Source organism: Lysinibacillus sp. NPDC059133, assembly GCF_042755925.1.
Taxonomy (GTDB): domain Bacteria; phylum Bacillota; class Bacilli; order Bacillales_A; family Planococcaceae; genus Lysinibacillus.
The window spans coordinates 37,024-49,199 of sequence record NZ_JBHZDH010000041.1 but is presented as its reverse complement, the minus strand read 5'-3'; the positions used below and the strand labels follow the sequence as shown (position 1 = coordinate 49,199).

Below are 12,176 nucleotides of genomic sequence, written 5' to 3'. Positions count from 1 at the left end.
GGGTGACTCCTTGGGGATTAGCGTCACAGATGAGACCCTGGAGCGAGCAGCGCGAGTGAAGCGGCTCATCGGACGCCCCCAGGAAAGCACCCAGCCGGAACGGAAATCAACCCCACGTTATGATGATGAGCTAGAAAAAAGTAATATAATTCATGTTGGGTTTTTATACTTTGAATATTTTTTCTATAGATACAATAATCCTGTAAGAAAGGTAAACGATAGATAGTAATTTGTTCACCTTTCGTTCATTGCAGAATAAGTGTAAGCGTTCTATAATAGGAGTATTGAAGTTAAAGGAGTGCGTTCTGTATGCCACTTAGTATATTTGGTTTCCAAGCTTTATGGAGCCCATACTTAATAGGGGTTCTTGTTTTTATAACACTCATCTATTTTCTAGTCACAACAAAGTGGCGCAAGGATTTTAAAGTAAGTGAGCCTTTGAAAAAGGAAGAGGCTATTTATTTTGTACTGGCAATGGTAACAATTTATATTATTAAAGGATCTCCAATAGATTTAATGGCGCACATTATGTTTACGATGCATATGGTGCAAATGGCTATTTTATTGTTACTTGTACCGATTTTCTTAATTAAGGGGATTCCTTGGTGGGTATGGAAAGTTGCGATTGAAGCACCAGTAGTTAGATCTTTATTTAAAACATTTACAATCCCTGTCGTTGCGGTATTTGTGTTTATTGGTTTATTTTCTTTTTACCACTTACCTGCAGTATTAGACTACATTAAATTAAACGAAACTTTACATGGTACATATACGTTTGTATTATTTGTTTCTGCAGTTTTAATGTACTGGCCTTTGATTCAAAAGATGCCTAATCGTCCGCAAATGAAACCTTTGTATAAATTAGGCTATATCATTGCTAATGCGGTATTAATTACACCTGCGTGTGCGTTAATAATTTTTGCACCAAACGCTATGTATGAAACATATACAAATGGTGATGCATGGCTAAAGGCAATGGAACTTTGTGTACCAGTTTCCACATTATCTAGTTTATCTCTTTCCGGACCAGAGCTCTTTACAAATATGTCAGCTGTTGCCGATCAGCAACTAGGCGGTGTATTAATGAAAATTTTACAAGAGCTTATTTTTGGTGTATTACTAGGAGCAATCTTTATTAAATGGTATCGTTCAGAACAAAAGGATCCTGATAAAATTACTGCTGATGCGTTAAAAGAACATCAAAAGAAATGGGAAAGCCAACATCAACATCAGTTATAAAAAGAAACTTTAATTTGTATAAGGGGTTTTGTCAATGGAATTGCAAATTTTGCCTACTATAAGTACAACATTCATCGTTATTAGTGCTGTACTTGTAGCTATTGGTTGGGGCTTAATTATAAAAAAGAAAGTAGAAGCTCATAAAAAAGTAATGCTTGCAGCAGGAGTTGCAGCACTTATCTTCTTTATTATTTACGCTTCACGTACAGTCTTTATTGGTAACACGGCGTTTGGTGGAGGAGAAGATTTAAAGCCATATTATACATTTTTCTTAATTTTCCATATTACGCTTGCGACAACTGGAGCAGTATTTGGTATTGTTAGTATCATCTCTGGTTTGAAGACTAATCTTAAGCTTCACCGTCGTATTGGACCGATCACAAGTATTATTTGGTTTTTCGTAGCTATTACCGGAGTTTTAGTATACATGTTACTATATGTAATGTTTGAACCAGGTGAAACAACATCTGTCATTAAAGCTATTTTAGGCTTTTAACTTCTTTCAGTGGGTGTCCAAACATTCGCTGACGCAATTATGCCAAGGCATAATAGAATATAAAATCTCCCTCCTTATTTTTGAGAAGGAGGGAGATTTTTTATAGATGTTTGATTAAATAGGGAAAGAACAACAACAACGAGTAAAGGACCAATTAAAATGCCAGAAAATCCAAATATTTCAAAACCGATAAACATTGCAATAAAAGTTGTTAGTGAGGAGAGCCCAACCTTATTTCCAATAACTCTAGGCTCAATCATACGTCGAACTAAAAATTGTACGATCGTTAGTACGACTAACATAACAGCATAGATATATTCACCTGTAAAGGCTTTGTATATTGCCCAAGGAAGAAGCAAAATAAATGAGTCTAAAAAGGGAATGAAATCTAAAATGACTAGTAAGAGTGATAAAATAAGTGGGAATGGTGTTTTAAGAAAATAAAAGGTTCCAAAAGCTATAGCGAAAATACAAATACCAACTAAAAATTGTGCTTTCACAAAACCAAATAAAGCAAGTTTCACACGCTGTCCAATAAATAGTATTTTTTGGTGGTAGTGGAACGGAATAGGTGCTAATATTTTACGGTTAATATTCGGTAATTCTAAAAGAAACATATATAACACAATCCAATAAACAAAAATATCAAACAGACGTGAAGACATATACGTAAGTAAAGATGACCAAACATTCACATTTGTTAAAGAAAGAGCATATTTCTCGATTGAAGATAGAGCCCGTGCTATCATAAGTTGAATTTGTATAACAAGATCTAAGGGTAAATGATAGGTATAGTTAGAAAGCTTGGATTGTATTTGAATCCATAGTGCTGATAGCTGATTGAGATACTCAGGAATATCAATGATAAATATTGAAAATCGTTTCCAGCTTATAAATATGATGAGAATACATAATAATAATGTCACACTTGAAAAGAACATAAAAAAAATGGATGCGACTATTTTACGTTTTTTTCGGAACCGTTTACTAATTCGTATGATGACAGGTTCCAATAATAATGCAGTTACGTAGGCAAGCAGTATGGGAAATGACAGGGATATAAACCAGAGAATTGCAACTCCAATCGCAATAACGATTATCGGATGGCGAAAAAAGGGGTGTTTGAAAAATTGTAACATTTATCTCACCTACATCATGTAAAAGATATAGTTAGTATGAGAAGAAATAAAATTTTTACTCAAAATAAAAAAGACTGGACCACCAGTCTTTTTAGTTTAGCTATTGCACTGCATGCTATTGCCGTTACTGTTACCTGATAAAATAATAAAATGATTTCGATGTTTAACCGACATGTATGCACCGTGAAATAACTATCTAAAATTATGCATGAATTTCAAAAGCTTGTAAGTCTAATTTAACTTTTTTTAAGATTTCTTCACATTTTTTTACAAGATGAGCTGGATAAACTTCATCATCACCATACTCAACGCCGTGTGGATAGTAGTACTTACCAAGTGCTGGTTTCATTAATGTTAGGATTGCATCGTGTGCACCAACATCACCTGATTTAGCATATGAGAATACACGTAGGTAATAACGTCCCTCACGAGTATCGAAACGCTTATCAAATGTCATACGTTCGTAGTCCCAGCCGCCATCACATTCTAAACCATTTTTTTTCATGACGCTTACAATAAGTTCTTGATCAGCTGTTAAATTTTCAAGGTTAGTATTTTCAAAATACATCTCTAATCCTCCTTTAGGTTCTCGTACAAAGTATACGCTCATTTTTATAATAGAGCATATTCGACATTGTTGCAATGACAACATTGTGTCAACCCAACTACAATTGATATAATAATTTTAGAATAATCGTGATAAGAAGGAGTCATGTATGAAAGCTTTATTTCGCATTTTTATGGCATGTGCTGCAATTGCGTTGATTGGCTTTATGTTTTTTAATACACCACGTGAAAACGAGCCACTAAAAGGTCCGAATGCCAATTCAAATATCATTCCCAAAACCGAGTTAAAGCAACCTGAAATGGGGGCAATGCCACGTCCGAAAAGTGGGATGTCGACATTAATCGGTAAAGGAATAAAGGAAGTTTCGGATAAATATGGTGAACCAGTTCGAAAGGAACCATCATCCTTTGGGTATGATTGGTGGATCTATAATGCAAATGCTTCCAAATTTTTTATGGTAGGCGTTGAAAATAATATTGTTACACAAGTTTATATAGCTGGTGAAGATTTAGATGCTTCTCCTTTTAAGGTTGGTCAGAAGCGCGATGATATATACCGAATGACTATTATTGATTATGAAGTCACGGCGAATGTTGATAAAAATATTTTCGTTTTCTCGATGAGTGAAGAAGATATGCAGACACGATTGCTTGTGAAATTCGATGGGCTTTTTGCACAACTCTATCTCGATAGAGAAACGGGTGAGCTACAAGGAGTACGCTTTACTAATAGTAAAACACTTGTTCTTCATCAACCTTATGAAATGACTTATCAAGGCGAGCTAGTTATACCAACACCACCTTCTTCTTTTTTACAGAAGGAAATTAATGAAGCAAGTGCTGCACAGCTTGACGATTTAATAAATGTAACAAGAGTTCAACATGATTTATCTCCATTAACTATTGATGAATCAATAGAAGAAGTTGCAAAAGTGCATAGTGAAGATATGAAGGTTCAAAATTTCCTTGGTCATGAATCACCAACAAATGGAGATTTAAAAAAGAGATTAGAAACACAGGGAATCGAATATAGTGAGGCGAATGAAAATCTTGCGACTGATTATTTTGATGCGATCGAAGCAATGCATGGCTGGCTTAATTCATCTGAGCATCGAAAGGTCATTTTAAATGATCTATATACTACAGTGGGATCTGGCGTATTTTTAAACTATTATACGCAAATATTGTTAGAATCTTCTTCTCAGGAGCTGGATAGTGAGAATAAAGACTCTGAGGAACAAGTAGAAAATATTGATGAATCATCACGATAAATGCGGGAAAATTTAGAAATCAAAGACTGAAGATAAACTTGGCAAAATCAAGTTTATCTTCAGTCTTTTTATTTGATGCGAAAAAGAAAAGCACAATGACCACCTACAATTTTCGTCACACCGTTATATACGCCATCATATGATAGAGAACCGAAAGGGGGAATGAAGCTTGCAATTAGCTGAGCTATTAAAAGACTGGCCGTGTAGTGTAACTGGAGGATCTATTCGCACAAATATTACAGGTGTTGAGGATTATGCTCAGGCAGTAAAACCCGGGGATATTTTCATTGTACGTAAGGGTAAGAAAACATCGGGAAGTCGTTTTGTAAAAGAAGCATTAGCTCGGGGTGCAGCCGCTATAGTGTCAGAGGAAAGTATTTCACTACCTATTACTGATCAAAATATTCCTTTTGTTTGGGTTCCAAATACATCCCTATTTTTATCGTATGCGAGTGCAAAGCTTTCAGCGTTTCCGGCGGAAGCATTAACCGTCATTGCGATTACAGGTACAAATGGTAAAACAACAGTAAGTCATTTTGTGAGCCAATTGCTAAGAGCCCTACATAAAAACGTTGCAGTTATTGGAACTGTAGGATTTTTCATCAATGAACAGAAACAACAATCAGTGCATGAGCAATTAACGACATTACAGGCAAAAGAGTTACATCCAATTTTAAAGCAATGTGTACGAAATGGTGTTACACATGTTGTTTTAGAAGCTTCGTCAATGGGCTTACAGCAACATAGACTTGATCATTGTGATATCGATTGTGGTGTTTTTTTAAATTTAACAGAGGACCATTTAGAAGATCACGGAGGACTTGAGGCATATAAGCGTGCGAAAAAAAGGTTGGCAGATTTGTCGAAAAAGCTAGTGCTAAATGGGGATGATAATTTTTGCCGTTCCGTCGGTATTTATGATAAGAAAAAATCCTGCTCATTCGGTTTTGATAATCATAATGATTTACATATCCAAATTGTCAGTGAATCAGTTGGAAAAACGGTACTTTGTTTACAAACGTCATCGAGCGAGCATATTGTGGAAATCCCTTTTATCGGTAAATATCATGTGCAAAATGCTGTAGCTGCGTTAATGACTTTATGGCGCCTAGGTTTTTCAATTGAAGACTTAGCGGAGCATATGTGGTTGTTAAGGCTACCTGAAGGAAGGCTTGAGAAAATAGACAATCCATTTGGGGTTGAGGTGTACGTAGATTACGCACATACTGCAGAGGCATTACAGGCTGTTTTGCAAACTTTGGATCGATCTAAAACCCTTTACCTTGTATTTAGCTGTGGGGGAAATCGAGATAAGGCGAAACGTTTTGCGATGGGAGCAGTAGCTAGTAAGTATGCGGATGTCATTTTTCTAACAACTGATAATCCACGTGATGAAGACCCTATTTTAATTAATGAAAGTATTATTGCTGGATTTACTGAGCAGCAATATTATGAAATCTTTCTAGACCGAAAAGTTGCTATTCATCAAGCACTAACAAAGGCAGAAAAAGGCGATATTGTACTTGTTGCCGGAAAAGGGCATGAACAGACCCAACAAATAAAAAATCAAAAATTCCCTTTTTCCGATCAACAATGTATTCGAGATTACTTTTTAAATCTTATGTCTAAGGACGGCGTTGAATAACAAAGAAAGAACCAGTCGCAATAGCAAGTCTTCGTCCAGTCTCATCCTCGATATCACATTCCATCACAAGTGTCTGGCGCCCTTTATGTACGAAACGTCCACGAGCGATTAGTTCCTTGTTGGTTGTTGTAGCAATATAAGAGATATTCATATTTGTTGTGACAACATTAAAGCCTTCTGGCACCGAACGCGAAGCAAGTCCGCCCATTGCGGCATCTGCAATGGTTGCAATAATCCCACCGTGTGGTACCTTAATGGTATTATGGATAACGGGTGTAATGGGAATACGAACTTCACTAACTTCGGGTTCAAATTTGCCAACCATATGTAAGGCAGCATTAATATAACGTCGGTGAATACCTTGTTGTTTATCGCGAAGTCCAGACAATAAATGTAGTAATACTTCCTCATCTTCAGCTGTACTATGTTGTAAAATCTCTGCAAGTAATTGTTCTATTTGTTCTTTGGATGATGGTACCAATTTAAAAACTCCTTCATTTAAAAATATCATTAATGTAAAATTACCATAAAATCTGTTATGATGGGAAAGAGATTGGGGGAATTAAAAATGATGATAACCTCTGACTGGGCAATCATTTTGGATGAGGCCGATGCGCTTTGCGAGATGATTCTTTCCTCTGAGCCTGCGAAAGCGCTGCAACAAGCGTATGATGATGTGTATAGTGACGTCCAATTAGTGGAAGATATTTACGCATTTAATCGCATGAAAGAGCAGTACGAAGATGTACAACGTTTCGGAAAATATCATCCGGACTATCATACAATTATGAAATCGATTCGTCAGCAAAAGCGCGCACTCGATTTAAATGAAAAGGTGTCGGCTTTAAAAATTGCCGAGAACGATTTTCAAGATTTGCTTGACCAAATAAGCTTACTTATAGGAAAAACTGTTTCTGAAGCGGTAAAAGTTCCTGTAAGTAATCCGTTCTTTTCCTCAGGTTCTTCATGTGGTGGAGGATGTGGCTCAGGCGGTTCTTGCTCTTGCTCTGCATAAACAAGGTAATACTTTTTCTTAGACTGTATACAAAACTCGAGTGAGTTTGTATATAGTCTTTTTTAACTTCTTTCAGCAATTATTTTAGTAGCGAAAGCAAAGCGTCAGCTACAAGTGTTTTAGTAGCGAAAGCAAAGCGTCAGCTACAGAAGTCTCCCACCTGAATGCGGTTTTAAGTCACTTTTAAGCGGGTGTCCAAACATCCGCTGAATTATAGAAACTCAGTCTAAGAACGCCACGTCCTGTGGCAATTTAACTGTGCGAAAGCGAAGCGACAGCAACACGGTTTTAACTGTGCGAAGCGAAGCGACAGCAACATGGTTTTAACTGTGCGAAAGCGAAGCGACAGCAACATGGTTTTAACTGTGCGACAGCAACAACAACAACAACAACAACAACAACACACGACTGAGTGACCAACATCACGTTGGCACAAAGCCTCCGGACGCAATCATGCCGAGGCATAATTGGTTACTATGCTACTGTAGTGACAGCCATAAACATCAGGATGTAATCATGGCGGAAAAATTGTATAGTAATTGAATAGGCAATATAGAAATTATAGGAGGATTAACAGATGAAGACTTATCGAATTGCCGTTATACCAGGAGATGGGATTGGTAAAGAGGTTGTACCAGCGGCAATAGAAGTGCTGAATAAAGCCGCCCAATTAGATGGCAGCTTTCAATTTGAATGGACAACATTCCCATGGGGCTGCGACTATTATTTAGAGACAGGTAAAATGATGCCTGATAATGGTATTGAAATTTTAAATGGTTTTGATCAAATCTTTTTAGGCGCTGTAGGCATGCCTGATTTAGTACCAGATCACATTTCATTATGGGGGCTACTTATTAAAATCCGCCGCGAGATGAAGCAATCTATTAATGTGCGTCCGGCAAAGCTACTTCAAGGTTTGCCTTCACCTTTACGTAACCCAAATGGCTTTGATTTTGTTGTTGTACGTGAAAACTCAGAGGGAGAGTATGCTGAGAGTGGTGGTAGAATACATAGTGGACAGGATGAGATTGCTATCCAAAATGCTATTTTCACAAGGAAGGGAACAGAGCGTGCAATGCGATATGCATTTGAAATGGCGAAAACTCGACACCAGCATGTTACAAGTGCCACAAAATCTAATGGAATTACATACAGTATGCCTTTTTGGGATGAAGTATTTGCGCAAGTAGGTAAAGATTACGAGAATATAGGACAAGTATCTAATCATATTGATGCTTTAGCTGCCTTTTTAGTGATGAAGCCAGAAAACTTTGATGTAATTGTTGCATCAAATTTATTTGGGGATATTTTAACTGACTTAGGTGGTGCAATTATGGGAAGTATCGGAATTGCTCCAGCTGCAAATTTAAATTTAGAGCGACAATATCCATCTATGTTTGAACCAGTCCATGGCTCTGCTCCTGACATTGCAGGACAAGGGATAGCAAATCCGCTTGGACAAATTTGGACAGGTAAAATGATGCTTGATTTTTTAGGCTATCATGAGCTTGGTACAAAAGTGCTGAATGCAATGGAAGCAACATTGGCACAAGGTATTAAAACAGGTGATTTGGGAGGAACAGCGACATTACGTGATGTAACGGATGCGGTATTGCATCATTTACAATAAAGTGGAATTTTAAACAGTGGGGGTTTTCTTAGCCCTGCTGTTTATTAGTTTTCACTGGGCGTTAATGCGGGATGAAATTCGCTGAAAAAATCTGAGGGGTGAAGGGCTAAATGATCAAATTTTTTGAGTATAACTGGCAAGTAAGAGACGAATGGTTTGAGTGGTGTAATCAGCTAAGCATAGAGGAATTGTTGCAAAAGCGAAATGGTGGAGTAGGTAGTATTCTGTATACTCTGTTTCATATTATTGATGTTGAATATAGCTGGATTCGTGGCATAAAAGGTGAAAAAGACAGAATATTTGTTTTTCACGAATGCGAAACGCTTGAAAAGATAAAAAATCTCTCAATTGAATTACGTGGGGAAATTATTGAATTTTTGAAGCATAATGCGAATGTTAGCGATGAGATTGTAAAGGTTTCTTGGGATACAAATACTTATACAAAAAACGAAATTTTACACCATATTATTGCACATGAAATTCATCATATTGGGCAGCTTTCTGTGTGGGCGAGAGAATTAAATTTATCCCCAGTACCTGCTAATTTTATAGGTAGAAAATTTAATGAAATATAAAAACAAAAGGTAAGGGCTGTTAGAAAGTAGCCCTTACCAATCAATGTGTTAACCTAATTTAAAATGGAAGTTAAGCTTCATTCCATTTTCTTATTTTTGTAGTAATTCTACAGCAATATCAGGTCGATCTGTAACAATACCTTTTGCACCGTTGTGAATTAATTTATTCATTGTTGCTATGTCATTGATAGTCCAATAATGAACAGGGATATTTAAATTGCTTAAAAACTGGATAAACTTCGGAGAATCTAGAGTAATTACTCCTGATTTAGGTGGTATTTGGAATACATCTACCTTAGGATGATATAAATGTCCGAATTGACTTGAGAAAGAAGCGAATGCTTTACGAACATCTGATTCACCCGCACCGAGTGCTACTTGATTTTGCGCATATAAATTAAAGCGATCGATCTGTTCACCGTAAAAGCTTGTGACAACTACTCGATTCTCAGCACCAAGCTCTTCAATTAAACGCCATAGTTTAGAAGGCATTAAACTTCCTTCATACGTATCTGGTGCATCTTTAATATCAATATTTACTAACATATTTGGATAAGATTCTAGTAGTTCACGTAAAGTTACAACGTCTATTTTTTCATCTCGATAAGGAAATTCCCCATCCAAATCTTCAAATTGATAACCGTGGTTTAATGCGTTTATTTCTGCTAAAGTCATGTCTGCAACAAGTCCATAGCCATCTGTTGTGCGATCAACAGTATCATCATGGAAAACGATAATTTCCTCATCTTTGGTTAAGCGAATATCTATTTCAAAGCCGTTAACACCTAACTGCACGGCATTTTCAAAAGCAGGCATTGTATGCTCAGGTGCTAAATGAGCACCGCCACGATGTGCGAGAATAATTGGGTGATCAAATTGTAATGCTTGTTTACCTTCTCGTTGTTGAGGTTTTGAAATAGCTTTACTACCTGCCCAAGCAGCTGCACTTGCCGCTGCGATTGCAAGCGCAATCTTTGTTTTCTTACCCATATTCGTCCTCCTTAACAATTAAAATAATATAAATAGTGAGCGAGAAGTTCTAACTTAAATTAGTATTCTAATAACTTGCATAAGTGAATGGTAAAACTCTTAGTCAACGTTGTATGCTTTTCCATTATAACGGAAAATTGAGCGTTCTGTCAGCTAAACTCTGTTGCTATCATTTTCCGGTCTATGGTATTCTTTTATGTAAGAAATGAGGGGAATACTATGAACGAACGACAAGGACTAATCGTATACGTCCATCAATTAAAACATGCGAAGTCTCTTCGAAAATATGGTCATGTTCTTTATATTTCTCGGAGGCAAAAATATGTAGTGCTTTATTGCGAGCGAGAAGAAATTGAATCAATGACAACAAAACTACAACGCCTTCCATTCGTGAAAAACGTTGTAAAGTCTTATCGTCCATTTGTTAAAACTGAGTTTGAAAATGCAAAACCAGATAAAGCGAAAGAATATGACTATAAAGCAGGTCTATAATATTATGTCAACGCTGGAATATAGTGATGAAGTCTCATTATTCCAATTAAGTATTGATAAAATAGTTTTGGTTCCGAAAATATAGAAGAGTGCTTTATTTCTACAACAACCGCTTTTCTATCTAGTCGTTTAATACTTTCTTCAAATATTTTTTGTCGCTGTGAAGGCTGCTCTTCATTATAAGGGATGCCTTCTCGACAAATATAAATCGGCATGAATTTACTTTCACCGACTGGTTTTAAAGCGATTGCTAAAGAGGCAACCTTTTTTTCTTCTTTAGTGGATGTTAGTATAAAGGCTTGGTGGAAGCGATCTTGATTGGTTCTCACTATTTCAAGTAGCTCATAAACATCACCATAGCCCTCACCTAATTCTATAAATTGTTGTGGCATAAAAATTGCACATCCTTTCCAATACACATAGTATCATGCTGCGGGAGGTCAAGCACATGAAATTTGCAATGAGTTTTTTTTCCATTTTAGCACTAATCATTACCGGAACATTATTTTTTCAGTACCATGCTTATTCGTCTGATTTAGAAACAGGCAATGGCGAATTCCTTTTTTCACAAGAGATAGAAATTGTCTATCGAGAAAATAGCTTAGATATTCGTCAACATTTTAAAAATTTACCCAACCAAAAAGTGAAAATAAAGTGGCCGGAAAATGCAGTAAATCCTAGTTGCTTTATCGATAACGAAAAAAGCTGTGAGCGCTTATCAAAAGAAGTCTCCTATTTTAAAAAAGGAGAGACTAAATCACAATCTGTTTCATACATAATTCCGATTGAGGGTGGCTTAAAAGATAAAATGCTCATCCAAAATGTTTTCGCTACATTAACGAATGGTGAAGCATCTTATTCAGTAGTACATATTTCAACTGATAGTAAAATTGTTGGTCAGTGGATCACGGGACTGCCTTTAGTAGGTCAGCAAAAATTATCACTTGTTAACTATACAATGTTTAGTGGATATGGTACAGTTCGTGATATTTATTGGCAAAAGGGTAATTTAAAAGTACAAGAGCAAACCCCTGTGTTATCTATTTATGCCCAGGGAGCTATTTCGAAGGATTTCTTGAAATCATTGGAAAACGCCAAGTTTTTGAATGATCAACAC

At 36.5% G+C, this 12,176-nt stretch carries 14 protein-coding genes and 1 pseudogene; 10 read left to right on the top strand and 5 right to left on the bottom strand.

The annotated features are described in order from the left end of the window. The 3 genes from ACFXN8_RS18870 to ACFXN8_RS18860 form a co-directional block, all read left to right on the top strand. The coding region (locus tag ACFXN8_RS18870; protein ID WP_386847232.1) for a hypothetical protein at nt 1-226 on the top strand (226 nt) is incomplete at its 5' end. Nucleotides 227-309: 83 nt separating this feature from the next. Beyond that, complete coding sequence (ctaG, locus tag ACFXN8_RS18865; protein ID WP_376072958.1) at nt 310-1,239, top strand: cytochrome c oxidase assembly factor CtaG; 930 nt, start codon at nt 310-312, stop codon at nt 1,237-1,239. 34 nt (nt 1,240-1,273) lie between these two features. Then, complete coding sequence (locus ACFXN8_RS18860) at nt 1,274-1,735, top strand: DUF420 domain-containing protein (RefSeq protein ID WP_376072961.1); 462 nt, start codon at nt 1,274-1,276, stop codon at nt 1,733-1,735. A gap of 74 nt (nt 1,736-1,809) precedes the next feature. Here the strand turns inward: ACFXN8_RS18860 and ytvI are convergent, their stop codons facing one another. Together ytvI and ACFXN8_RS18850 are read right to left on the bottom strand one after the other, a co-directional pair. Beyond that, nucleotides 1,810-2,874, bottom strand: coding sequence for a sporulation integral membrane protein YtvI (ytvI, locus tag ACFXN8_RS18855; protein ID WP_386847229.1), 1,065 nt, complete (start codon nt 2,872-2,874; stop codon nt 1,810-1,812). Between the two features lie 202 nt (nt 2,875-3,076). Further along, on the bottom strand, nt 3,077-3,442 hold the full coding sequence (locus tag ACFXN8_RS18850; protein ID WP_376072967.1) for a YugN family protein: 366 nt from the start codon (nt 3,440-3,442) through the stop codon (nt 3,077-3,079). Between the two features lie 148 nt (nt 3,443-3,590). Between ACFXN8_RS18850 and ACFXN8_RS18845 the strand changes: the two genes are divergently transcribed. Both ACFXN8_RS18845 and ACFXN8_RS18840 read left to right on the top strand, forming a co-directional pair. Beyond that, on the top strand, nt 3,591-4,712 hold the full coding sequence (locus ACFXN8_RS18845) for a CAP domain-containing protein (protein ID WP_386847226.1): 1,122 nt from the start codon (nt 3,591-3,593) through the stop codon (nt 4,710-4,712). Between the two features lie 169 nt (nt 4,713-4,881). Beyond that, nucleotides 4,882-6,357 (top strand): UDP-N-acetylmuramoyl-L-alanyl-D-glutamate--2,6-diaminopimelate ligase, encoded by a 1,476-nt coding sequence (locus tag ACFXN8_RS18840; RefSeq protein WP_386847224.1) that lies wholly within the window; start codon nt 4,882-4,884, stop codon nt 6,355-6,357. Here the strand turns inward: ACFXN8_RS18840 and ACFXN8_RS18835 are convergent. Then, nucleotides 6,338-6,838: a PaaI family thioesterase gene (locus tag ACFXN8_RS18835; RefSeq protein WP_349658946.1), complete on the bottom strand. Its 501-nt coding sequence runs from the start codon at nt 6,836-6,838 to the stop codon at nt 6,338-6,340. The genes ACFXN8_RS18840 and ACFXN8_RS18835 overlap by 20 nt on opposite strands. A gap of 87 nt (nt 6,839-6,925) precedes the next feature. Between ACFXN8_RS18835 and ACFXN8_RS18830 the strand changes: the two genes are divergently transcribed. The 3 genes from ACFXN8_RS18830 to ACFXN8_RS18820 all read left to right on the top strand — a co-directional run bounded on the left by ACFXN8_RS18830 (nt 6,926) and on the right by ACFXN8_RS18820 (nt 9,577). Further along, nucleotides 6,926-7,372 (top strand): YlbF/YmcA family competence regulator, encoded by a 447-nt coding sequence (locus ACFXN8_RS18830; protein ID WP_376072979.1) that lies wholly within the window; start codon nt 6,926-6,928, stop codon nt 7,370-7,372. A 577-nt stretch (nt 7,373-7,949) separates the two neighbouring features. Then, nucleotides 7,950-9,002 (top strand): tartrate dehydrogenase, encoded by a 1,053-nt coding sequence (locus tag ACFXN8_RS18825; protein WP_386847221.1) that lies wholly within the window; start codon nt 7,950-7,952, stop codon nt 9,000-9,002. A 110-nt stretch (nt 9,003-9,112) separates the two neighbouring features. Next, nucleotides 9,113-9,577, top strand: coding sequence for a DinB family protein (locus ACFXN8_RS18820; RefSeq protein ID WP_386847219.1), 465 nt, complete (start codon nt 9,113-9,115; stop codon nt 9,575-9,577). A 90-nt stretch (nt 9,578-9,667) separates the two neighbouring features. Here the strand turns inward: ACFXN8_RS18820 and ACFXN8_RS18815 are convergent, their stop codons facing one another. Further along, nucleotides 9,668-10,567, bottom strand: coding sequence for a glycerophosphodiester phosphodiesterase family protein (locus ACFXN8_RS18815; protein ID WP_376072991.1), 900 nt, complete (start codon nt 10,565-10,567; stop codon nt 9,668-9,670). A 219-nt stretch (nt 10,568-10,786) separates the two neighbouring features. Here ACFXN8_RS18815 and ACFXN8_RS18810 point away from each other — a divergent pair, with 219 nt between their 5' ends. Next, nucleotides 10,787-11,059 (top strand): YlbG family protein, encoded by a 273-nt coding sequence (locus ACFXN8_RS18810; protein WP_386847216.1) that lies wholly within the window; start codon nt 10,787-10,789, stop codon nt 11,057-11,059. Between the two features lie 2 nt (nt 11,060-11,061). On the opposite strand, the gene ACFXN8_RS18805 is transcribed toward ACFXN8_RS18810, so the two are convergent. Beyond that, entirely contained in the window at nt 11,062-11,451 is a 390-nt protein-coding gene (locus tag ACFXN8_RS18805) for a DUF7147 family protein (protein ID WP_386847214.1), read from the bottom strand. A 56-nt stretch (nt 11,452-11,507) separates the two neighbouring features. On the opposite strand from ACFXN8_RS18805, the pseudogene ACFXN8_RS18800 reads away from it, so the two are divergent. Beyond that, a pseudogene (locus ACFXN8_RS18800) lies at nt 11,508-12,176 on the top strand (RNA polymerase II); the annotation flags it as partial.